General features: G+C 74.0%; 24 protein-coding genes. 16 read left to right on the top strand and 8 right to left on the bottom strand.

The window, feature by feature from the left end; all coding sequences use genetic code 11:
- Nucleotides 1–48: 48 nt before the first annotated feature.
- Complete coding sequence (locus tag CP982_RS39525) at nucleotides 49–282, bottom strand: hypothetical protein (protein WP_150514901.1); 234 nt, start codon at nucleotides 280–282, stop codon at nucleotides 49–51.
- Between the two features lie 152 nt (nucleotides 283–434).
- Between CP982_RS39525 and CP982_RS39520 the strand changes: the two genes are divergently transcribed.
- Both CP982_RS39520 and CP982_RS39515 read left to right on the top strand, forming a co-directional pair.
- Complete coding sequence (locus CP982_RS39520) at nucleotides 435–1,799, top strand: carboxyl transferase domain-containing protein (protein WP_150514900.1); 1,365 nt, start codon at nucleotides 435–437, stop codon at nucleotides 1,797–1,799.
- A 77-nt stretch (nucleotides 1,800–1,876) separates the two neighbouring features.
- Nucleotides 1,877–3,415: an ATP-dependent DNA ligase gene (locus tag CP982_RS39515; RefSeq protein WP_150514899.1), complete on the top strand. Its 1,539-nt coding sequence runs from the start codon at nucleotides 1,877–1,879 to the stop codon at nucleotides 3,413–3,415.
- 13 nt (nucleotides 3,416–3,428) lie between these two features.
- Here CP982_RS39515 and CP982_RS39510 read toward each other — a convergent pair whose 3' ends face one another.
- Nucleotides 3,429–4,049: a DUF2867 domain-containing protein gene (locus CP982_RS39510; RefSeq protein ID WP_150514898.1), complete on the bottom strand. Its 621-nt coding sequence runs from the start codon at nucleotides 4,047–4,049 to the stop codon at nucleotides 3,429–3,431.
- A gap of 85 nt (nucleotides 4,050–4,134) precedes the next feature.
- On the opposite strand from CP982_RS39510, the gene CP982_RS39505 reads away from it, so the two are divergent.
- On the top strand, nucleotides 4,135–4,788 hold the full coding sequence (locus tag CP982_RS39505; RefSeq protein ID WP_150514897.1) for a TetR/AcrR family transcriptional regulator: 654 nt from the start codon (nucleotides 4,135–4,137) through the stop codon (nucleotides 4,786–4,788).
- A 368-nt stretch (nucleotides 4,789–5,156) separates the two neighbouring features.
- Nucleotides 5,157–5,738 carry a snapalysin family zinc-dependent metalloprotease gene (locus CP982_RS39500; RefSeq protein WP_150514896.1) on the top strand — a complete coding sequence of 194 codons (582 nt, stop codon included), beginning with the start codon at nucleotides 5,157–5,159 and terminating at the stop codon, nucleotides 5,736–5,738.
- Nucleotides 5,739–5,968: 230 nt separating this feature from the next.
- On the opposite strand, the gene CP982_RS39495 is transcribed toward CP982_RS39500, so the two are convergent.
- The 6 genes from CP982_RS39495 to CP982_RS39470 form a co-directional block, all read right to left on the bottom strand.
- The gene (locus tag CP982_RS39495; RefSeq protein ID WP_150514895.1) at nucleotides 5,969–7,198 is read right to left on the bottom strand and encodes a DUF1015 family protein; all 1,230 of its coding nucleotides are present in this window, start codon (nucleotides 7,196–7,198) and stop codon (nucleotides 5,969–5,971) included.
- Between the two features lie 81 nt (nucleotides 7,199–7,279).
- Nucleotides 7,280–8,560: an MFS transporter gene (locus CP982_RS39490; protein WP_150514894.1), complete on the bottom strand. Its 1,281-nt coding sequence runs from the start codon at nucleotides 8,558–8,560 to the stop codon at nucleotides 7,280–7,282.
- Entirely contained in the window at nucleotides 8,557–9,642 is a 1,086-nt protein-coding gene (locus CP982_RS39485) for a PLP-dependent cysteine synthase family protein (RefSeq protein WP_229879076.1), read from the bottom strand. Before CP982_RS39485 ends, CP982_RS39490 begins: the two co-directional genes overlap by 4 nt.
- 140 nt (nucleotides 9,643–9,782) lie before the next feature.
- Nucleotides 9,783–10,208, bottom strand: a complete 426-nt coding sequence (locus CP982_RS39480) for a hypothetical protein (protein ID WP_150514892.1) — start codon at nucleotides 10,206–10,208, stop codon at nucleotides 9,783–9,785.
- A 145-nt stretch (nucleotides 10,209–10,353) separates the two neighbouring features.
- On the bottom strand, nucleotides 10,354–10,815 hold the full coding sequence (locus CP982_RS39475; RefSeq protein ID WP_150514891.1) for a hypothetical protein: 462 nt from the start codon (nucleotides 10,813–10,815) through the stop codon (nucleotides 10,354–10,356).
- Between the two features lie 109 nt (nucleotides 10,816–10,924).
- Entirely contained in the window at nucleotides 10,925–11,497 is a 573-nt protein-coding gene (locus CP982_RS39470; protein WP_150514890.1) for a GNAT family N-acetyltransferase, read from the bottom strand.
- Nucleotides 11,498–11,506: 9 nt separating this feature from the next.
- On the opposite strand from CP982_RS39470, the gene CP982_RS42025 reads away from it, so the two are divergent.
- From CP982_RS42025 to hemC, 12 genes are all read left to right on the top strand, one after another.
- Nucleotides 11,507–11,647: a hypothetical protein gene (locus CP982_RS42025; protein WP_170316597.1), complete on the top strand. Its 141-nt coding sequence runs from the start codon at nucleotides 11,507–11,509 to the stop codon at nucleotides 11,645–11,647.
- A gap of 375 nt (nucleotides 11,648–12,022) precedes the next feature.
- Nucleotides 12,023–12,538: a DUF6174 domain-containing protein gene (locus tag CP982_RS39465; protein WP_150514889.1), complete on the top strand. Its 516-nt coding sequence runs from the start codon at nucleotides 12,023–12,025 to the stop codon at nucleotides 12,536–12,538.
- Between the two features lie 131 nt (nucleotides 12,539–12,669).
- Nucleotides 12,670–12,936: a hypothetical protein gene (locus CP982_RS39460; protein WP_150514888.1), complete on the top strand. Its 267-nt coding sequence runs from the start codon at nucleotides 12,670–12,672 to the stop codon at nucleotides 12,934–12,936.
- Between the two features lie 187 nt (nucleotides 12,937–13,123).
- Nucleotides 13,124–13,411 (top strand): hypothetical protein, encoded by a 288-nt coding sequence (locus CP982_RS39455; RefSeq protein WP_150514887.1) that lies wholly within the window; start codon nucleotides 13,124–13,126, stop codon nucleotides 13,409–13,411.
- A complete protein-coding gene (locus CP982_RS39450; protein WP_225987489.1) occupies nucleotides 13,401–13,970 on the top strand; it encodes an RNA polymerase sigma factor in 570 nt (189 codons plus the stop codon). The genes CP982_RS39455 and CP982_RS39450 overlap by 11 nt, the downstream gene beginning before the upstream one ends.
- Nucleotides 13,967–15,028, top strand: a complete 1,062-nt coding sequence (locus tag CP982_RS39445; RefSeq protein ID WP_229879075.1) for a hypothetical protein — start codon at nucleotides 13,967–13,969, stop codon at nucleotides 15,026–15,028. The genes CP982_RS39450 and CP982_RS39445 overlap by 4 nt, the downstream gene beginning before the upstream one ends.
- A gap of 181 nt (nucleotides 15,029–15,209) precedes the next feature.
- On the top strand, nucleotides 15,210–15,695 hold the full coding sequence (locus CP982_RS39440) for a cation:proton antiporter regulatory subunit (protein WP_078868768.1): 486 nt from the start codon (nucleotides 15,210–15,212) through the stop codon (nucleotides 15,693–15,695).
- A 4-nt stretch (nucleotides 15,696–15,699) separates the two neighbouring features.
- Nucleotides 15,700–16,965, top strand: coding sequence for a cation:proton antiporter (locus CP982_RS39435; protein ID WP_229879074.1), 1,266 nt, complete (start codon nucleotides 15,700–15,702; stop codon nucleotides 16,963–16,965).
- A 69-nt stretch (nucleotides 16,966–17,034) separates the two neighbouring features.
- Entirely contained in the window at nucleotides 17,035–17,472 is a 438-nt protein-coding gene (locus CP982_RS39430; protein ID WP_150514886.1) for a nuclear transport factor 2 family protein, read from the top strand.
- Nucleotides 17,473–17,606: 134 nt separating this feature from the next.
- Complete coding sequence (locus CP982_RS39425) at nucleotides 17,607–19,193, top strand: MFS transporter (RefSeq protein WP_229879073.1); 1,587 nt, start codon at nucleotides 17,607–17,609, stop codon at nucleotides 19,191–19,193.
- 43 nt (nucleotides 19,194–19,236) lie between these two features.
- Nucleotides 19,237–20,784, top strand: a complete 1,548-nt coding sequence (locus CP982_RS39420; protein WP_150514885.1) for an MFS transporter — start codon at nucleotides 19,237–19,239, stop codon at nucleotides 20,782–20,784.
- Nucleotides 20,785–21,189: 405 nt separating this feature from the next.
- On the top strand, nucleotides 21,190–22,125 hold the full coding sequence (gene hemC / locus CP982_RS39415; protein WP_150514884.1) for a hydroxymethylbilane synthase: 936 nt from the start codon (nucleotides 21,190–21,192) through the stop codon (nucleotides 22,123–22,125).
- The last annotated feature ends 39 nt before the right edge of the window (nucleotides 22,126–22,164 follow it).

Raw genomic sequence — 22,164 nt, 5'->3', positions numbered from 1 at the left:
GTGGTCCGCCCGTCCTCAGGTCAGGCGCCGGGCGTCAGGCGCGTGGCGTCACCAGTTGTAGACGATGTCCCCGTTGCTGTTGACCATCTTGAACGTCCCGTCCCCCTGGTCGATCACGCACCCGAAGCCACCGTCCCCGGTCGCCCCGCAGAACGTGTCGGCGCTGGCCGGGCCCGCCACGGCGATCCCACCGCCCACGAGGGCCCCCACGGCGGCCACGGCGACGGCGAACCTCTTGACCCGCCTGCGACCGGGCGTGCTGCTGTTCCGCTGTATGTGCATTGCTGACTCCCTACTGCCAATGGGCTGTCGGTCACAGGGGGTTCGGAGCAGCCACCCGGCCGGATTGCCGCCTTCGTACCGAAGCCCTGTGCCGGTCGGGCGTACAAGTCGGTCCTCGACGGAACGCGGCAGAGCGGGTAGGAGTACGAGGCGTGTCCTCACCTCATACGCATCGCGCCGCCGACAGCGCCGCCGCCCGTGTCTCCGCGCGCCAGGCCATCGCCGCCGTCACCTCCGACTTCACCGAGCTTCCTGAGCCAGTGGGGGCGGGGCGGCCCGACGGCCCGCTCGCCTGGTCCGGGTACGACGACGCGCGCGCCGCGGCGTACGAGCGCACCGGCGAGACGGAGTCCGTCGTGTGCGGCACGGCCGTCGTCGAGGGTGTCCGCGCCGTCCTGGTCTCCTTCGAGTTCCGGTATCTGGGCGGCTCGCTCGGGGAGCGGACCGGCGACCGTCTGGAGGCGGCGTACGCGGCGGCCCGCGCACACCGACTGCCGCTCGTCTCGCTCGTCGCGACCGGCGGCAGCCGGATGCAGGAGGGCATGCGGGCCCTGTCCCAGCTCCAGCGCGTGGCGGCCCAGTCGGCGCTCAACCGCGCGGCCGGGCTGCCGCAGATCGCCGTGGTGCGCGACCCGACGACCGGGGGCGGCTGGGCGACCTTGGGGGCGGGGGCCGACGTCGTGCTCGCCCTGCCCGGCGCGCAGGTGGGGTTCGCGGGCTCGCGGGTCCGGCCGCCGGACGCGGACCCGTCGGCGTACACCGCCGAGGGCCAGCTGGCGGCGGGCGCCGTCGACGCGGTCGTCCCGGCGGACCGGCTGCGTACGCGCCTCGGCCGCTGGCTGCGGCTGCTCGGCTCGCCCGCGCGGGGGCCCGTCGCGCCGCCGCGCGCGCTCGGGGACGCGCGGCCGCCCGGTACGGGCTGGGAGGCGGTGCTCCGGGCCCGCTCGCCCGAACGCCCGCGCGCGGCGGCCTACCTCGACGCGTACTTCTCCTGGCGGGAGCAGATCAGCGGGGACCGGTGCGGGGGCACGGACGCGGGCCTGCTGTGCGGGTTCGGGCTGCGGGAGGGCCGGTCGGTCGCGTACGCGGCCCAGTGCGGCACCGCGACGCGCCCCGCCGGGTACCGCACGGCGGCCCGGCTCATCCGGCTCGCCGACCGCCTCTCCGTCCCCGTGCTCACCCTGATCGACACTCCGGGGGCAGCGAACGACGCCGAGGCCGAGCGCGCGGGGGCGGGCGCCGCGATCGCGGACGTCTTCGCCGCGGTGGCCGCCGCGCGCACCCCCGTCACCAGCCTGGTCATCGGCGAGGGCGGCTCCGGCGGCGCGCTCGCCCTCGCCGCTCCCGGCCGCACCTGGGCGGCGCCGGACAGCTACTTCTCGGTGATCGCCCCCGAGGCGGCGGCCGCCATCCTCAAGCGTCCGCGCGCGGACGCTCCCGGCCTGGCCGAAGAACTGCGGCTGCGCCCGCGGGACTTGGTGGACCTGGGCGTGGTGCGCGGCATCGTCGGGCACTGAGCGGACCGCCGGGCCGGGCATCGATCCGGACGGCGGCCCGCCGTGCGGGATCGGGCCCCGCGTTGCAGGATGGCGGCATGTTGTTCGCCAGGGTCGCCGAGGTGTCCAAGGAGGTGGCGGCGACGGCGGCGCGGTCGCGCAAGGTCGCCCTGCTGTCCGACCTGTTCCGGGCCGCCGGGCCCGCCGACGTCCCGCTGGTCATCCCGTATCTGGCGGGACGGCTTCCGCAGGGGCGGATCGGGGTGGGCTGGAACGCGCTCAAGGAGCCCGTCGCCCCGGCGCCGGAGCCGACCCTCGCGGTGGCGGACGTGGACGCGGCGCTCACCGCCCTCGCCGCGGTCGCGGGCGCCGGAGCGCAGGCGGAACGGCGGCGGCTCGTCCAGGAGTTGCTGGGCGCGGCCACGGCGGACGAGCAGAGGTTCCTGTTCGGCCTGCTGACCGGTGAGGTGCGCCAGGGCGCCCTCGACGCGGTGGCCGTGGAGGGGCTCGCGCGGGCCACCGGGGCTCCGGCGCCGGAGGTGCGGCGGGCCGTGATGCTGGCGGGCGGCCTCACACCGGTGGCGCGGGCCCTGCTCGAACGAGGGGCGGACGCGCTGGCCGACTTCCGGCTGACCGTGGGCCGCCCCGCCCAGCCCATGCTCGCGCACAGCGCTCCGACCGTCGGTGAGGGGATCGACAAGCTGGGGCCGTGCGCGGTCGAGGAGAAGCTGGACGGCATCCGCGTCCAGGTGCACCGCGACGCCGACGACGTGCGTGTCTATACGCGCACCCTGGACGACATAACGGATCGCCTTCCCGAACTGACGGCCCTCGCGGGCGAACTGGCGGGTTCACGGTTCATCCTCGACGGCGAGGTCATCGCGCTCGACGCCGACGGGCGGCCCCGCACGTTCCAGGAGATCGCCGGGCGCGTCGGCTCGCGCCTCGACGTGGCCGCCGCGGCGGCCGAACTGCCCCTGTCCCCCGTCTTCTTCGACGCGCTGTCCGTCGACGGCCAGGACCTCCTCGAACTGCCGCTGCGCGAGCGGCACGCGGTGCTCGCGCGGCTCGTGCCCGAACCGATGCGCGTACGCCGCCTGACCGTCGAGGACCCGGCCGACGACGCGGCCCGCCGCGCCGCCGACGACTTCTTCGCCGCGACCCTCGCGCGCGGGCACGAGGGCATCGTCCTCAAGGGCCTCGACGCCCCCTACAGCGCGGGCCGCCGCGGCGCGTCATGGCTGAAGGTCAAGCCCGTGCACACCCTCGACCTGGTGGTCCTGGCCGCCGAATGGGGCCACGGGCGGCGCACCGGCAAGCTCTCCAACCTCCATCTGGGCGCCCGCCGCCCCGACGGCACCTTCGCCATGCTCGGCAAGACCTTCAAGGGCATGACGGACGCGATGCTCACCTGGCAGACCGAGCGCCTGCGCGAACTGGCCGTCAGCGAGGACGGTTTCGTCGTGACCGTGCGCCCCGAACTGGTGGTGGAGATCGCCTACGACGGTCTGCAGAAGTCCTCGCGGTACCCGGCGGGCGTCACGCTCCGCTTCGCCCGGGTCGTCCGCTACCGCGAGGACAAGCGGGCGGCGGACGCGGACACCGTGGCCACGGTCCTGGAGCAGCACCAGGCCTGAGCCCGGCCGCGGATCATTCCGGGTGCGCGGCCCCGCCGGCGCGCCGATGCGGGCGGCCGTGCTCCAGCCAGGCACGTTCCCACTGGCGGGTCAGCGCCGGATAGACGATGAGGTAGCGGAACGGAAGGACGCCCGCCATGTAGAGGCGTCCGAAGAGGCCGTTGGGTTTGACCAGCGCCGCCATGCGCAGTTCGTACGCGCCGTCGCCGGTCCGCACCCAGCCCACGTGCATGATCGTGTGGACGGTCTTGTTGCCCAGCTCGCGGGCCGCTTCGTCGTCGAGCTGGTACACCTCGGAGAACGGGTCGGTGCAGGGGACCGCGTCGTTCGCGGTCCGGGCGAGGTCGGGCGGGAGGCGGTCGCGCAGCGAGGCGACCCGCCCGCCCAGGCCCGCCCGCGGGGTGTCCCAGCCGAGCAGCGCGCCGAGCTTCCAGCGCACCGCGAACAGGAACCGGACCGCGACGGGGTCCTTCTGGTTGTCGTACGCCGTCTTGAGCGCCTTGACCATCACGGGGAAGTCGTCGGGCCCGGCGTCGGGCGCGCGGAACGACCACACGTCCTCGATCCGGAAGTCGCGGGTGAACTCGTGTATCCGCCACGGCTGTGCGGTGTGGGCGGCTTTCGGGATGCGCATAGGTCATTCCTTCCGAGCCGGCGTGCCGGAACCCTTGGTTATGGAACCATTGGTTTCGTTACCACTGGTTCCGTATGATGCACCCATGTCTGCTCGGAAGCAAGCGCGCAACCAAGGGGGCCGCCCCCGGGACGGCCGCGTCGACGACGCCATCGCCTCAGCCGTCCGAGAGCTGCTGACCGACGTGGGGTACGCGCGCCTGACGATGGCCGAGGTGGCCGCGCGGGCGGGCGTGGGCAAGGCGGCGATCTACCGCCGCCACGCCACCAAACAAGAGATGATCTTCGACGTGCTGCTGCCGGACCGGTTCCTGGCCGTGGCGCCCGACCTCGGATCGCTCCGCGCCGATCTGGCCGCCGTGCTCGCCGAGGTCGCGGACGCCATGAGCCTGCCGCCGCAGGGGACGGTCCCCGGCCTGCTGGCCGATGTCCACGCCGACCCCGCGCTCCGGGACCGGTTCGACGAGCGGTACGTGGGCGCGCAGCGCCAGACCCTCACCGAGATCCTGGACCGCGCCGCCGCCCGCGGCGAACTCGCCGCCCGCCCCGACCCGGCCGCCCTCAACGCCCTGCTCGTCGGCCCCGTCTTCGCCTGGCTGTTCCTCCTGTCCGAATCCCCCGCCGGCCTCCCCGTCCTCACCTCCGCCGTCCTCGACGCGATCCTCGCCCTCGTGGGCCCGGGGCCGTCCGCCGCCCCGGTCGCATCCGGCGCCAAGTCCGCGCCTCCGCACCGCCTTTGAACGTGTCGGCATCCCGACAAGACGGGGCTTCTCCGACCTTTGCGCGGGGTCGAAGGGCCGCTCCGGAAAAATTCTCAGCCCTGGGGCTGCTGTTGCGCGCGTTCGGCGCTGTACCGTCTCGCACGAGCGTCGGTGGTGTGGAATGGAGCGACGCATGCCCAGCCCCCTGACCCGAGTCGGCACCGCTGCGGCGGGCGCGCTCGGGTGCTCGCGCACCTCTCGGGCGTACGTCCTCGTCCTCTCCCACGCGCGTCTTCCACCGCTCGGACGGCGGTCGGCGCGGGGCCTTGCTGATCACGCCACCCTTCCTTCCATTTTCTCGGTTCCCGGTGGAACCGAGCCCCCACAGAACGAAGGGACAGACGACCATGCTGCACCCCATACGGCTGGGATTAGCCGGTACCGCCGTGGCGGTCCTCCTCACCGCGGTCCCGGCGGCGAACGCCGTGGCCGCGCCGGAGCCCGCCGCCGCGAAGAGCGACGCCGCCGCGGTGACGCTCCGCTACGACTCCAGCCGGGCCAGCGGCTGGGAGGCCGCCATCACGGCCGGAGTCGCCTCGTGGAACGGGAACGTTGACAACGTCAAGCTGGTCAAGGCCGCGCCCGGCACCCGGGCCGAGATCCAGATCGTGGCCACCAGCGGCTGGCCGCAGGCCACCCTCGGCCCGGTCCGCCCCGGCGGCCGCGCGGTCGTCCAACTCGGCCAGCAGGCCGTCACCGACGGCCACGACAAGACCCGTATCGCGGCTCACGAGATCGGCCACAACCTGGGCCTGCCGGACACCAAGCCCGGCCCGTGCTCCCAGTTGATGTCGGGCTCCAGCGCCGGTACCAGCTGCAAGAACGCGGTGCCCGACGCGGCCGAGCAGGCACGGGTCGAAGCCGCGTACCGCAACGGCGCCGCGGCGCACACGCCCACCGACGGCCGCGTCCTGGTCGACGCGCGGTAGCCGCGAGTCCTGAGCACGACCTCGGCACGACGATGCCCGACCGTGTTCCCCACGGTCGGGCATCAAGCCGAGTGTTCCGTCCCCGTCAGTGCCCCCGTGGCATGTGTCCTTCCCTCATGCCGCCAGCCTGGCGGGCCCGTGTGCTGGAGCCATGACGTCCGCGTACGGGCTGTGCATCGGATGCCCGGTCGCCCTCCGGCGGGGGCGCGGCCGCTCCCGCCCGTCGGCCCTTACGACAGGCCGATGACCCGCAACGCCAAGCCGATCGCCGGTTTCGGCCCGAACGACGTGGACTTGCGGGGCAGCAGCACCCCGGCCCGGGCCAGCTCCCGCACCTGCTCCTCCCCGAGCGCGGGCAGCAGCACGGCGCTGCCACTGCCGGGCGCGGCGACCGCCGCGACCGCCCGGTCCGCGTCGTGCAGATGACGTACCGCGCCGGGCAGTTCCGGCACCGACCACGCGGCGCCGAGCAGGAGGTGGTCGGCCACGGCGGAGGGAAGCGCCGCCCACTGCGGCGGCCGGCCGGTGAGGGCGTCGCGCAGGGCGCCGGGGTCCGGATCGCTGACGGCCCAGGCCCGTCCCCCGCCGACGAGGACCACCTCGTCCGGCGCGGGCGGGCGCGGCCCCCGCGGCAGCCGCCGGACGCGCGCGACCTCGACGGCCGCCGACGCCGCCTTCTCCGGGTCGAGGCCGGGGAGCACCCGATGGATCGCGGAGAGCCGCGGCGGATGGGCGACCGTGTCCACGAACAGGGCCAGGCTGCTCGTCCAGGGACCGCTCCCCTCCGCGCCCAGGCTCAGACAGGCGGCGTGGCGGTGGTGGCCGTCGGCTATGAGGGCCTGGTCGGTCTCCACGCCCGCGCTCAGCAGGGCCGTTTCGGCTTCGTCGTGGCACGCCCACATCAGGTGGGTCGTGTCGCCGACGCGGGCCACGGCCGTCGGAGTGCGCCGGGTGATGTGGTGCGTGATCTGCGTGGCCGTGGACCGCGTGCCGCGGTACGCCAGGAGCAGCGGCTCCAGTTGGGCCCGCAGGCCCGCCATGTGCGCGGCGCGCTGGCGTACGACGTGGGCGGAGACACCCTCGTGCGGCAGCAGGGGCCACTCCGTGCCCCGCGCGCGCGGAATCGGCAGTTCGCCGATCACTCCGCGCTGCAGGATCCGCGCGCCGCGCTGCTGCTGGTACACGTACAGGGCGGGCCGTTCGTCGCGCCGCAGTACGCCGCGCCGCAGCCAGCGCTGCAACTGGCCCGCAGCGGCCTGCGGGTCGGCGGCGTAGAGGAGGCGCGCGATGTGGTGCGGGCGCACGCGCTGGGCGCGCGCGTGCGCCGGGTCGAGGTCGTCGTGGGGCGGGGCCACGAGGGCGGACAGGTCGCCGGCGCGGTCCTCGTCGTAGCGCACGGCCCGGAAGGGGCGCAGGCGCGGCGGAGTCGGGCCGGACACGGTCGGGTCGGAGGTGGGCATGGGGCACTCCTGTGGGATGACGCGGCCTGCCGGGGGCAGGCGTCAGACGACGCCTGCCCCCTTCTGCCACGGGTCAGTGGGTCAGGCGGCCGCGGGCCGCGGCGCGGGCGGCGCCAATCGGCCAGTGCGGTGCAGGCCGTACAGCGCGCTCGCGCAGGCGAGGCCGAGCGCGAACAGCGCGGCCCAGGGCAGCGCGGGAAGCCCCGCCTCACGTGCGGCGTCGAGGGCGGCGCCGGTGAGGAGGTTCCCGACCGTGATGCCGACTCCGCACACGGTGTTGTAGAGGCCGTAGTGGGTGGCGACGAGACGATCGCCGGAGAGCCTGACGATGGTGTCCATCTCGAAGGGGTAGGCGATCATCGTGCCGAGGGCCAGGAGCAGCGCGGCGAGCGCCGGCGGCACGGCGGCGAGCGCCCACAGGCCGATGCCGGACCCGGGCACGGGCACGGCGGTGGCCAGGAGCAGCGGCACGAAGGCGACCCCCATCACGGCGAGGCCCCTGACCAGGGCTTCGCCTGGTTCGTAGCGGGCCTTGCACCAGGCGGTGACCTTGGTCTGGCCGACGATGGTGCTCAGTCCGCTGACGGCGAAGAGCGCCGCCACCGCCACGGTGCCGAACTGCCCGTCCCCGCCGACCCTGCGCACGTCCAGGGGCAGGGCCAGATAGACCTGGAAGGACAGGACGTACGAGCCGATCATGGCGGTGGAGAACAGCAGGAACGGCCGGTTGGTGAGGATGCCCCGCCACTGGGTCAGCACGCCCTCGCCCGCGCCCTGGGCGCGCTGTCCGCCGCGGACGGGCAGCGCGCGGATCTGCACCACCGAGAGCAGGGCGAAGATCGCGGCCGCCACCAAGCAGGTGATGCGGAAGTCGACCCCGGTGAGGACCATGCCGACCAGCGGGCCCAGCAGGATCCCGGCCTGGTAGAAGACGTTGAAGAGGGCGAACGCCTCGACCCTGCGCTCCCCCGCGTCCACCGCGAGGTACGCGCGCACCGCCGGGTTGAACAGCGCGCCCGCGAGGCCGGTGGCGGCCGACGCGGCGAGCAGCGCGGGCAGCGAGTCGACCAGGCCGAGCGTCGCGAAGCCCACGGTCCGCAGCACGCAGCCGGCGACGATGAGGGGTTTGTAGCCGAACCGGTCGGCGAGCGTGCCGCCGACCAGGAACATGCCCTGCTGGCTGAAGTTGCGCACGCCGAGGACGAGTCCGACGAGCCAGCCCGCCAGGCCGAGCGTGCCGGAGAGGTGGGCGGCCAGATAGGGCATGAGCATGTAGAAGCCGAGGTTGATGGTGAACTGATTCACCATCAGCAGCTGGACGCTGCGCTCGTAGGACCGCAGCTGCGCGAGGGTGGCTTTCACCGGCCCGCCTCCCCGGCGGCGGTCAGGGTCAGCGGGTCGACGACATCGGCGCACCGGGTCCAGCGGTGCACCTCCTTCTCGTCGGCGCGGCCGATGACCTCCGGTTCGGCGGGCGGCGGTCCTTCGAGCAGCCCGTGCCGCGCGCAGTACTCGTCGTCGTACACGGTGCCGAGGTAGCGCTGCGGTCCGTCCGGAAAGATCGCGGCGATGCGGGTGTCGGCGGGCAGGGTGCGGGCGAGCCAGCCCGCGACGAGCGCGACGGCGCCGACGCTCCAGCCGCCGGTGGCGTAGTGGGACGCGGCGAGGCGCCGGCAGGTCCACACCGCCTCCTGCGGGGCCACCCAGTGGACCTCGCGGAAGGTGTCGTAGGCGACGTTGCGGGGGTAGATGCTGGAGCCGAGGCCGCGCATGAGGCGGGTCCGGGCGGGCTGGCCGAAGATGGTCGAGCCGATGGTGTCGACGCCGACGATGTCGATGTCCGGGTAGAGCTGGCGCAGGACGCGGCCGACGCCCGCGGAGTGACCGCCGGTGCCGACGCTGCACACGAGGACGTCGATGTGGCCGAGCTGGGCGGCCAGTTCGAGGCCCAGCGGGGTGTAGGCGCTGGTGTTGTCGGGGTTGTTGTACTGGTCGGGGCACCACGAGCCGGGGTGGGCACCCAGCAGTTCGGTGACGCGGTCGCGGCGGGCCTGCTGCCAGCCGCCGGTGGGGTGCGGCTCCGCGACGATGTCGACGCTCGCCCCGTAGGCGGTGAGCAGGCGCGTCATGGACGGTTCGAGGCCGGGGTCGGTGACAAGGGTGACGGGGTGGCCGTGGACCATGCCGGCCAGGGCGAGGCCCAGGCCGAGGGTGCCGCTGGTGGACTCGATGATCCGGCCGCCGGGGCGCAGTTCGCCCCGGGAGCGGGCCCGCTCCACCATGTGCAGGCCGGGCCGGTCCTTGATGCCACCCGGATTGAAGCCTTCCAGCTTGGCCCAGAAGCCGTGTCCTGCGGGCGCGAGGGGCTCGGACACGCGCAGCAGCGGCGTGTCCCCCACGAGGGCCGACAGGGCGGAACGGTCGGTCGTCCTGGCGATGTTCATCGGTGACTGCATCTCTTTCGCTCTCGCTCGACGAATGCGCGGTGCGTGTTCATCTCGCGTCGCGGCCTCGCGGCGGACGGGCGGTCCGTGTCTGCGGGGTCGCGAGCGCGGCAGCCGGGGTGTGGCTGCGGGCGAGCGGTCTAGATGCGCCACCGGGCCGTGCGGACGAGAGCCGTCCTGCCCGTACGTGTTCTTCGACGCCGCTGTGTCCTGCGCGGCTTCGGCCCTCTGAGCACCGCGAAGGCCGCGGCGGCCGTGAGGACTCCCGCGCCGGTGGGCGGCTGATCCGCGGCCGGGGCGACGGGGGTGCGCAGGGGGCCGTCGGGGGCGCACTCCTCCGACCCGTGGTGTCGGTGGGGGCTGTGGGGTGCGGCATCCTCTGTGGTGGGAACGGCGACCGCGACGGGCGGGCGCTCGGGCCCGTGGTTCTCGTCGAGCGGTCCGTGCACGAGGGCGCACAGCCCCATGACGGCGAGGAGGCTGCCGCGCACCAGCGCGGCGATCCTCCGCCGCCACGGTGTGCGCCGCCGCCGCGGGCGGACGGGCATGCGGGTGGGTACGGACACGGGTCCTCCGGTCGCGCCTCCTCGACGGCGGCAGCCGTGGGGAAGGCGCGACGGATGTGAGTGGGGGGTGGGGGGAGCGGACGACCTCCGGCCACAGCCGCTCCCCACCGTTCGGGGACGGGAGGGCGTGGCCGGGTGTCGCGGGCTAAACCTGTTGGACCACGGATGTCTTGAGGGCCACGGCGGGCGTGACCGCGTACTCAGCCGTGCCGGGGCTCCGTCCCGCGGCCGGGTGTCCGGGCGTGTCCGGCTGCCCGACGGAGGCCGCGAGGCAGGAGGGCGCGAAGGCCGGTCCCTGCGTGGGCTGTCCGGAAGCGCACTGTTCGTTGGAGTGGACGGGGCCGTGCTCTGCGTGCCCGTCGCCCGCCGCGCCCAGGGCGGTCGGCTCGGCCGTGGTGACGGGCAGGTCCTCGGCCGCGCTCTGCACGGACACGGCGCTGGTGGCCAGGTGCGCCCCGGTGGTGCCGGGACTCGCCCCGTGTGTGAGGGCGACGGCGAACAGCAGCACGGCGAGCGCGAGGAACCGCAGCAGCGGCCCCGGCGCGACGCTGGACTCCGCTACAGCACGGGCCCGCACGATGTGCCGGGGTGACCAAGCCGTAACCACGTCGTGATACTAACCACCGCCGGACGATGCTCAGCCAACTCTCCAGAAACAACAGCATCACGCCAGGCAAATGACCGAATCCCCTACGGAACCGCGCCGGAGTGCGTGGTCAGCGCAGGTCGAGCCGCATCAGGACGCGGGGGTGCCCGGACAGCACCGAGGTGGTGTCGGCGGCGTGGGTGAACCCGGCGCGTTCGAAGTTCTTGCGGATCCCTGCGTAGGCCATGGTGAGGTCCACCCGGGCGTCGCCGTTGTCGAGCGGGTACGCCTCGATCACCGGGGCGCCCTGGTCGCGGGCGAACTCCACCGCACCGGCGATCAGGGCGTGCGAGATGCCCTGCTTGCGGTGGCCGGGGCGGACGCGGACGCACCACACCGACCACACCGGCAGGTCGTCCAGGTGCGGGATCTTCCGGCTGCGTGCGAACGAGGTGTCCGCGCGCGGCGCCACGGCTGCCCAGCCGACCGGCTCGTCACCGTCGTAGGCGATGACTCCGGGAGGCGGGTCGGCGCGGCACAGCCCGGCGACGTACTCGCCCCGGGCGGGGCCGCGGAGTTCGTTGTTGAGTTTGGCCGGGATCCGGTAGCTGAGGCACCAGCAGACGTTCGCTCCCGGTGACTTCGGACCGAGCAGGGTGCGGACGTCGTCGTAGGCCGACGCCGGGCGGACCTCGATGACCATGGAGCCACGATGTCACGACGCACGCGCCGACGCCGCTCGATCGAGGGGCCTTCCGCGATCACGACGGGCCCCCGCGGGCACGAGACGGGCGGACTCGGCGTACGGAACGGGCATCTGTCCGCCCCGTGCGGGCGCGTGCCGCCCGGCTGAGCACCGGGAACCAAGGGGGCCGCTCAGTCACAACCGGTCAGAGAAAGGGTCCTCGCGGGCAGGGGTGACCTGTTGCCCAGCCGGTAGAAAGGTCTACGGCTGTCAGTTTCGAGTGGTTGCGGACGGCAGCACAGCCGCGCTGATGCGCCCGCGCGCCGCCACCTCGCTCACGCGTCCGGGGTCGCCTACAGGTGCTGGGGCCCCGGCCACGGGAACGATTGACGTCGGCGGCAGCGGACACGGCGTGCATGGCGGTGACCGGGCGGTATCCCGGTCACCGCCGTACGCGCGCGTCCACGGCGGCTTCCCTTCCCCCCTTCGAACGTTCCTGACCCCGGCGGCGTCATAGCGGTATCCGTCGTCGAAAGGGCCGACATGACCACCGCGCGCTCTCGTGTTCCCGTCCGCCTCCTGGCTTCCGCCGCTCTGGTCGCGGGGGTGGTGGGCGCGGCCTCCGCCTGTGGGGACGAACCCTCCGCGTACGTGCTGAAGGCGCAGCCCGCGCCCGCTTCCTCGGCGGGCGGGGCCGGATGGAAGGAGCCTTCCTCGTACGCGTACACGCTCAGGTCGGGTGAGGGCGAGCGGTCCTTGATCGGGACGTTCCGCGTGACGGTGCGCGACGGGAAGGTGAGCGAGGCGGTCGGCCTCGACGACAGCGGGCGCCGGGTCGTCAAGGAGCTGCCCGACCAAGTGCCGACCATCGGCGCGCTGTTGAAGGAGGCCGAGCGGGCCGAGCGCGAGAAGGCGCACAAGGCCGAGACCCGGTACGCGGCCGACGGGCACCCGGTGCGGATCACGCTGGACTGGGACAAGGCCGCGATCGACGACGAGGCCCTGTACGTCATCAGCGCCTACAAGCCGCTCGGCGGCACGGCACAGCCAAACGGGTGACGAACGGTCACCTTTCCGGCCGAGGCGCTGTTACGTGTTGCGGCAGGGCGAGATGAGTGTCCGACCCCGACGCTCCGACGGCATGGCCGTCGCGTTCCGCAGGCCGCCGCTGCCGGGAAGGAAGAACGATCGTGAAGATCGCCAAGGCCGCCTTCGGTGTCGTCGGCGTCGCGATGGCCCTGGGGGCCGCGACTCCCGCCGTCGCCGCCGAACCGCTGGGCGGCGGACAGCAGTTGCTGGACACCGCCGTCACCGGGAACAAGACCCCGCTCGACGCCGTCGACGTGAAGAAGGTCGTCGGCACCGTGGACGAGACCGCGGGGAAGCTGAAGAAGGCCGACGCCGCCACGGGCGCGGCCAAGGTGAGCGAGGTCGCGAACGGCGCGGGCGCCCTCTGACGTCCAGCGCGACGACGCGGCGCCCCGGGAGACCGGGGCGCCGCGTTTCGTTTGCCCCCGCACCCCGCCGCCTCACGCGCACGCCCCTTCGAGATGACCAGCGCCATGTCACAACTCCGCGCTACAGAGCCACTGTTGAGCGAGCGGCGCCGCGGTGGCGGCGCGGGAGACGAGAAGGGGCACGCGCGTGGATCCTGTGGTGGCCGGGGCAGTGGCGACGGTGCTCGTCAGTGTCGTCAGCGGCGTGGTGAAGACAGTCCGCCTGTGGATCGGCAGGGAGGTGGAGCTGGCGCGCATCACCCACGAGGCCCTGACCGAACGGGTGCGCTGCACCGCCCCGGTGGCGTCGCTTCGGGAGTCCCGCGACGGCCATCACGTCCAGGTCGTCGCCGCGTGGCACGGAGCGGAACGAGCGGCCGCGCGTCCGGATCCGTGGATCGGGGGTGGCTGTCGTGGAGGAGGCCGTGAGCGCTGAGCTGAGTCCGCCGCGGCCGCTGGAGGCCGATACGGTCGCCCTGCCGGGCCGGGAGCTGGCCGAGGAGCTGCACGAGTCGGAGTACCCGGCTCTGGTGCGGTTCCTGCTGTTCCACGGAGCTTCCTGGAGCGAGGCGCAGGACGCCGCGCAGGACGCGTTCACGCAGATGTGCGCGCCGGGCGTGTCCATCCGTTACCCCAAGGCCTGGCTGCGCACGGTGGCCTGGCGTTCGTGGGTGGCGCAGCAGGTCCGACTGGAGGACAGCTGCGCGGAGCCGCCGGAGCCCCGCGTGCTCGTGCGGTGGCAGACGCCCGCGCACGCGGCGGAGCTGGGCGAGGAGGCCCGGCACGTCACCGCCCTCCTGCTCGGGCTCCCCGCCAAGCAGCGGGCCGCGATGGCCTGGCACCTGGACGGGTTCACCACCCAGGAGAGCGCTCGCGCGATGGGGACGACACAGGCCGCGGTCCGGCAGAACCTGGCACGGGCCAGGGCCGCGCTGCGGGCCGGTCTCGGCCTGGCGGGCGGCGGAGTCGGCGACGTGCACGAGGGGTGGCGATGAACCGCGACGGGGGCACGACGGGTCACGACCGGGAGTCCCCGCCGGGCCCCGGCCCTCACGGCGCACGCGCGGCCGACCGCGCCCTTGACGGTCTGCTGGCCGCCGCGCACCGGCGCGTCGGCATCGCCGTGCACGACCGGATCATGGGGCAGGGCGGTCCGCCCGAACTCCGCGACCCCGACCTCGCCCTGGACCGGATGCTCGCCACCACGTACCGGCAGACCGAACTCGCCGTCACCACGCGGCTCGACCGGGAGACCCGGGCCGCGGCCGGGGAGCCGAGGGCGGCGCAGGAGCCCGGGGCGCCCGTGGACGGCGCGCTGATGCGGCGGCCCGCGGCGGTCCGCCTCAAGTACCGCCTGGAGGCGCTGCGCATCGCCCATTCCTTCGGCCCCGTGGGCCTGCTGGACTCGCTGCGGGCCGCGCTGCGCGCGGCGCGGCGCCTCGCGGAGCTCCTGGAGGCGGGCACGGCGCCCGCGGGGGCGCGCGACGCCGTCCGCCACCTCGACGCGCGCCTGGCCCAGGTACGCCTCCCGCCCGCGCCCCGGCGCCGCGCGTCGCCCGTGATCGGCAGCGACTACCTGGCCGCCGTGGAGGACCTCCTCGCGCCGGGCGCGGAACAGCTCGTGCGGGCCGTGCGGGACGTGCGGCTGCTGTTCGGCGAGGAGCTCGTGCCGTGCCTCGTGGGCGGGACGGACGGGGCGGACAGCGCGGGTGAGGCGGGCGGGGGGACCGCTGCTCCCCGCTACCCGCTGGGCGCCGACGTCGTGGCGCAGGACCTCGTGGACGACCTGGCCGACGCCCATGACCAGGCCGTGTCCCTGTGCCGCGCGATCAGCGACGTGGAGCGGGCCTGCACGGACTTCGTCGGGGCCGATCTGCGGGCCGCCCGCCTCGACGGCGTGCAGCTGGAGGGCATCAGGTGGGACGCGGCCACCGCGTGGCCCGCGGAGTGGGAGCCCCTGATCCGCCGGGCGTCGCTGCCCGTCGGCGGGGAGCGGGGCGTGCTCGTCGTCGCGGCGGAGCCGTACGACAGCGTCGTGTCGGCCGACGCGTAGACGGCCGCGCGCGGCGGAGGGGGAAGGGGCGGGCTCCCCCGGGACCCTGCCGGTGCCCCCGACCTCCCTCCGCGTACCACCAAGCACCGGCCAAGGAACGGCAAAATCCGGACCGATAGGGTGGCATGAACACGAAGCCACCCACCAGCACGAAATGACCCACCAGCACCAAGGGAGAGCTGTGTCCGCCTCACGTTTGAGCCGCACCCCGTTGCCCGGCATCGGCACGCGCTACGACCTCACCACGCGTGAACAGCGACGGCTTTCCGTCGTGGCGCACCGGGACGGCGGGCGCACGCTCAGCGCCTACCGCTCCGACGACCCGGACGCCTGCGCCCTCTCGCTCCGGCTCAGCTCCGGCGAGGCGGCGGCGCTCGGTGACGCGCTGCTGCCCGCGCCGCAGTGCTCCACGGTGCTGCACACCACCGACCTCGGCCTGGTCGCCGAGCGCGTCGAGATCGCCGGTGCCTCGCACTGGAACGGGCGGCTGCTCGGCGAGACGCGGCTGCGCACCGAGACCGGCACGTCGGTCGTGGCGGTGCTGCGCAGGGCGGAGGCCATTCCGTCGCCCGCGCCGGACTTCCGGCTCGCGGGCGGGGACACGCTCATCGTGATCGGCACCCGCGAGGGTGTGGAGAGCGCCGCGACGATACTCGGCCGGGAGTGAGCGCGTGCACTCTGCTGTCCTACTGATCGAGTTCGGCGCGATCATCCTCGCGCTCGGCCTGCTCGGGCGGGTCGCCGGGCGGTTCCAGTTCTCCCCCATCCCGCTGTACCTCCTCGCCGGTCTCGCGTTCGGCACCGGCGGTGTGCTGCCGCTCGGCGCCAGCGAGGAGTTCGTCGCCATAGGCGCGGAGATCGGCGTCATCCTGCTGCTCCTCATGCTCGGCCTGGAGTACACGGCCAGCGATCTGGTCAGCAACCTCAAGACGCAGTACCCGGCGGGGATCGTCGACTGCGCGCTCAACGCGGTGCCGGGCGCGGCCGCCGCCCTCCTGATGGGGTGGGGTCCGGTCGCGGCGGTCGTACTCGCCGGAGTCACCTGGATCTCGTCCTCCGGCGTCATCGCCAAGGTCCTCGGCGACCTGGGGCGGCTCGGCAACCGGGAGACCCCGGTGATCCTGAGCATCCTGGTCCTCGAAGACCTGGCCATGGCCGTCTACTTGCCCATCATCACGGCCCTGCTCGCCGGGGTTGGCTGGGCCGCGGGCGGTCTCACCCTCGCGATCGCGCTCGGCGCGGCGGGCCTCGTGCTCTTCGTCGCGGTGCGCTACGGGCGTCTCATCTCACGGTTCGTCTCCAGCGACGACCCGGAGAAGCTGCTCCTGGTCGTCCTCGGCCTGACCATCCTGGTCGCGGGCATCGCCCAGCAGCTGCAAGTGTCCGCCGCGGTGGGCGCGTTCCTCGTCGGGATCGCGCTGTCCGGCGAGGCCGCCGAGGGCGCGCACACCCTGCTCGCGCCGCTGCGCGATCTGTTCGCCGCCGTGTTCTTCGTCTTCTTCGGCCTGCACACCGATCCGGCGAGCATCCCGCCAGTGCTGCTTCCCGCCCTCGCGCTCGCCGTCGTCACCGCCTGCACGAAGATCGCCACCGGGTACTGGGCCGCGCGACGGGCCGGCATCTCCGTCAAGGGGCGCTGGCGGGCGGGCGGCGCGCTCGTGGCGCGCGGCGAGTTCTCCATCGTGATCGCGGGCCTCGCGGTCTCCGCGGGCATCGAGCCGTCGCTGGGGCCGCTGGCCACGGCGTACGTCCTGATCCTGGTGGTGGCGGGGCCGCTCACCGCACGCTTCGTGGAGCCCGTCGCCGCCTTCGTGAGCGGCCTGTCCCGGCACCGGGACGACCAGGGCCGCACGCAGGAGCGTCCTCCCGCGGACCGTCCCGAGGAGCGCGCTCCGGCAGCCGAGCCGCTTACCTCCGAGGTCATCGACGTGGACTGAGCCCTCCCCGACACTGTCGATCACGCCGCGCGCCATCGGGGCGCGCGGCGTGACCCGGGGAGGAGCCACATGAGCGAGAACACGTCCACGGCCACGCGCGCGGCCGTCCAGGAGCTGCTGCGCCGGATCGGCGAGGGTGCTCCGGAGCGGATCGCCGCCCTGTACGCGCCGCGCGTCGACTGGCTGCTCGACTGGCCCGACGCCGAGCACAGGCGCGCCGCCACGCCCTGGATCCGGCGCCGGTCCACGCGCGCCGACATCGCGGAGCACTACGGCCAGCTCGGCGCCTACCACGTGCCGGGCGAGGCCGCCACGCAGATCGAGCGGATCCTCGTCGACGGCCCGGACGCGGTCGTCCTCGGGGAGATCCGGCAGACCGCCAAGCCCACCGGGCGCGCCTACCGGGCCCGGTTCGCGCTGCACCTGACCGTCGAGGACGGCCTGGTCACCCGGCATCACGTGTACGAGGACTCGCTGGCCGTCGCCAAGGCGTTCGCCGGGCGGTGAGCGGCGCGGCGCGAGCGTTCCCGGCGCCGTCCCGCCCAGGTCGCGGCACCGTCCCCGCCCAGGTCGCGGCGTCTGGGCGGGGCGCTTAGCGTGTGACGGGGGTGTCTTTCGAGGCGGGGGGTCTGGAGGCCACCATGGACCACACGCCCGGCCCAGAGCCCGCGCCGCGGGACACCCCGGACCCGATCCCCCACGGGGCGGAACCGATCGCCCATACGGCGGACCCGAGGCCGCAGTCGGCCACCCCGCCGCCCGCGCACACCGCGCTCCACACGGGCGGGAAGCACGAGCACCGGTGGCTGATCCTCGCGGTCATCGCCGTCGCGCAGCTCATGGTGGTCCTGGACGCGACGATCGTGAACATCGCGCTGCCGTCCGCCCAGCGCGACCTGGGCTTCACCGACGGCAACCGGCAGTGGATCGTCACCGCCTACGCGCTCGCCTTCGGCAGCCTGCTGCTGCTCGGCGGGCGCATCGCGGACCTGGTGGGCCGCAAGGCCGTCTTCATCGCGGGGCTCGCCGGATTCGCGCTCGCCTCCGCGCTCGGCGGCGCCGCGACCAGCTTCACCATGCTGGTCGTCGCCCGCGCCCTGCAAGGCGTGTTCGGGGCGCTCCTCGCACCCGCCGCGCTCTCGCTGCTCACCACCACGTTCACGGATCCGCGCGAGCGCGCCAAGGCCTTCGGCATCTACGGCGCCGTCGCGGGATCGGGCGCGGCCGTGGGCCTGCTGCTCGGCGGCGTCCTGACGGAGTACCTGGACTGGCGCTGGTGCCTGTACGTCAACCTCGCCTTCGCCGCGGCCGCCATCATCGGCGGCGCCCGGCTGCTGCACCCGGGAGCCCCGCCGGACCGGCCGAAGCTGGACGTGCCGGGCACCCTCCTGGTCTCCGCGGGCCTGTTCTGCATCGTCTACGGCTTCTCCAACGCCGAGACCCACGCCTGGAGCGACTGGATGACATGGGGCTTCCTCGCCATCGGCGTGGTGCTCGTCGCCGCGTTCGCCTGGTGGCAGACGCGGGCCGCGCATCCCCTGCTGCCGCTGCGGGTGGTGCTCGACCGGGACCGCGGCGCGTCGTTCCTCGCCATGTTCATCTCCGGCGCGGGCATGTTCGGCGTGTTCCTGTTCCTGACGTACTACATGCAGCAGATCCTCGACTACACACCGGTCAAGACCGGTCTGGCGTTCCTGCCCATGGTCGCGGTCATGGTCGTGGTGTCCGTGCTCACCACCAACGTCTTCGTGCCGCGGTTCGGCGCCAAGCCCATCGTGCCGCTCGGCATGGGCCTCTCGGCGGCCAGCATGGTCTGGCTGACGACGCTCGGCACGAGCAGCGGCTACGCCGCCCACGTGCTGCCGCCGCTGCTGGTCATGGGACTCGGACTCGGCCTCGTCTTCGCCCCGGCGATGAGCATGGCCACCGCGGGCGTCGCCGCGCACGACGCGGGCGTCGCCTCCGCGATGGTCAACACCACCCAGCAGGTGGGCGGTTCGATCGGCACGGCGCTCCTGAACACCCTCGCCACCAGTGCCGCGTCGAACTACCTGGCGGGGAAGCGGCCGACGCCCGCCGTCCAGGCCGAGGCCCAGATGCAGAGCTACGAGACGGCGTACTGGTGGTCGGCCCTCTTCTTCGCGATCGGACTGCTCGTTACGTTCGTCCTGTACCGCAGGGGCCGTCCCGTGGGCGGGCACCTGAGCGAAGGCGCGGTCCACATGTGAACGCGCGCCGATGAACGCCGCCGAGCGGGGAGGAGGGTGAGCGATGACCACGTCCTCCTCCCCCGTGCCGTCCTCCGCCGACAACGCCGGTGTGGCCCTGGCGTCGCCGCGCGGCCGCTGGGTCCTCGCGTGCGCGGTCCTCGCGTCCGGCATGGCGATGCTGGACGGCACGGTCGTCAACGTCGCCCTGCCGACCCTCGGCCGCGACCTGGACGCCTCGATCTCCTCCCTCCAGTGGGTGGTCAACGCCTACATGCTCACGCTGTCCGCGCTGCTGCTCCTGGGCGGCGCGCTCGGCGACCGCATCGGGCGGCGGCGCACACTCGTCATCGGCGTGGTGTGGTTCGCGCTCGCCTCCGCGCTGTGCGGGCTCGCCCAGGACGCGGGCACACTGATCGCGGCGCGGGCTCTGCAAGGGGTCGGCGGCGCCCTGCTCACGCCCGGTTCCCTGGCCCTTGTGCGGTCCTCGTTCCGGTCCGAGGACCAGGCCAAGGCGGTGGGCGCCTGGTCGGGGCTCGGCGGCGTCGCCGGGGCGGTGGGGCCGTTCCTGGGCGGCTGGCTGATCGACGGACCGGGCTGGCGCTGGATCTTCCTCATCAACATCCCGCTGGCCGCGGTCGTGCTCCTCGCGGCCCGGCACGTGCCGGAGAGCCGCGACGAACGCACCGCCACCCAGCGGTTCGACGTCCTGGGCGCCGTGCTCGCGGCGCTGTTCCTCGCGGGCGTCAGCTTCGCGCTGATCGGCGCGTCCGGTGACTCGTCGGCCGCGGCCGGTCTCCTGCCGGGGCTCGGCGGTCTGCTCGCGGGCGCCGCCTTCCTGGCCGTCGAGCGACGGCGGCGCGACCCGATGCTGCCCCTCGGCCTGTTCCGCTCCGGCCTGTTCTCCGCGGCGAACGTCATGACGCTGTGCCTGTACGCCGCCATCGGCGGCATCCTGTTCCTGCTGCCCGTCCAACTGCAGACGACGCTCGGCTACGACGCGTTGCAGGCGGGCACGGCGACGCTGCCGATCACGGTCCTGATGCTGCTCCTCTCGGCGTCGGCGGGCGACCTGGCCCGGCGCGTCGGACCGCGCCTGCCCCTCACCCTGGGCCCGCTGATCGCGGCCGCCGGCGTCCTGCTGATGCTGCGGATCGGGCCCGGCTCCTCGTACGCCGCCGACGTGCTGCCCGCGGTCGTCGTCCTGGGCGTGGGCATGAGCGTGTTCGTGGCGCCCCTGACAGCGACGGTCCTGGCCTCCGTGGACGCCTCCCGTGCCGGGCTCGCCAGCGGCGTCAACAACACGGCCGCCCGCATCGCCCAACTCCTCGTGGTCGCCGCCCTGCCGCTGGCCGTGGGTCTGACCGGCACGGCGTACGCGGACCCCGACGCGCTGGACACGGCCTTCGGCAAGGCGGCGTGGGGCTGCGCGGGCCTCTTCGTCCTCGCGGCGCTCGCGGCGGTGGTCTTCATCCGGCCCCGCCCCGACGACTGGCACACCGAGTCGGGCAACGCACCGCACTGCAAGGCCAATGTAGCGGTGTCGGCACCGCCGTTGGAGCCAGGAGTGTGCGGCGGGGAGGGGGACGAGGGCGGCCGACGGGCGGTGTGAGCCCGCGGGTCGGCTCGGGCTGACCGGCCGGTAGGGCCGGGCCACGGGATCCGGACACAGATCGTGCGGGACGGAGAGCTCGAAGGGGAGGTCCCGGTGTTCCACGACAGCGCGCGGACGGACCGCGCGGACTTCGCACACGACGACGAGACGTGGCCCGCCGACCGCCGCGGGAGTGGCGCGGGCAGGGCTCCCACGACTCCGACAGCTCCCGGAACCGGCCGCCACCTGGAGGGTTGTCCGGCGTACGGGGCCGATCCCGGAGCGAGGGGGTCCGTACGCCGAGCGCGTCGGGCGCGTGGCGAAGGGCGGACGGTTCGCCTCCGTCAACCGCCAGGTTCCGTAGCCCAGTTAGATGACGCGCCGGTGCCGGGGCCTCGCCCGCGAGGGCCTAAGGTGTACGTCATGTCCGCTCCCGAGCTGATCCGCATCGTCTCCCGCTCCTCCCCCATGGCCCTGGCCCAGGTCGAGCGCGTACGCACCGAACTCGCCGCCCTGCACCCCGGAGTCCGTACCGAGGTCCTGCCCGTGACGACCTCCGGGGACCGCTGGATGGGCGACCTTGCGCAGCTCGGCGGGAAGGGCGCGTTCACCAAGGAGGTCGACGCGGCGCTGCTGGCCGGTGAGGCCGACCTCGCCGTGCACTGTGTGAAGGACGTGCCCGCGGACCGGCCGCTGCCGCAGGGCACGACGTTCGCCGCCTTCCTCAAGCGCGACGACATCCGCGACGCGCTGATCCACCCGGACGGCCTGACGCTCGACCAGCTCCCCGCGGGCAGCCGCATCGGCACGTCGTCGGTGCGCCGCATCGCCCAGCTCGCCGCGTCCCACCCGCATCTGACGTGCGTGCCGATGCGCGGCAACGCGGGCCGCCGACTGCAGAAGCTCGCGGCGGGCGAGGCCGACGCCCTGATGCTCGCCGTGTCCGGCCTGGAGCGGATCGACTCGATGCACCTGGTCTCCGAGGTGCTGTCCGTGGAGACGATGTGTCCGCCGATCGGCGCCGGGATCCTGGCGCTCCAGTGCCGCGAGGACGACGCCGACACCATCGACCTGGTGAGCGGGCTCGGGGACCGCGACGCCTGGCGCGAGGCCACGGCCGAGCGGATGTTCCTGCACGTGCTCCAGGGGCACTGCAACTCGCCGATCGCCGGGTACGCCCGCTGCGACGCGGGCGGCGACCTGTCACTGCGCGCCCGGGTCTTCACGCCCGACGGCAAGCGGGTCCTCAACGCCCACGAGTGGGCGGGCCCCCTCGACCCGGCGACGCTCGGCACCTCGGTGGCCGTGACCCTGCTGCGGCAGGGGGCACGTGAGCTGATCGACTCGATCGCGCACTGATCCGGTCGGCCCCGGTGGGCGGTGGTGCGGTGCGGCCAT

Origin of the sequence: Streptomyces spectabilis (assembly GCF_008704795.1) — a bacterium.
Classification (GTDB): domain Bacteria; phylum Actinomycetota; class Actinomycetes; order Streptomycetales; family Streptomycetaceae; genus Streptomyces; species Streptomyces spectabilis.
The sequence above is the reverse complement of the archived record's forward strand: the minus strand, read 5'-3'. Positions and strand labels throughout refer to the sequence as shown.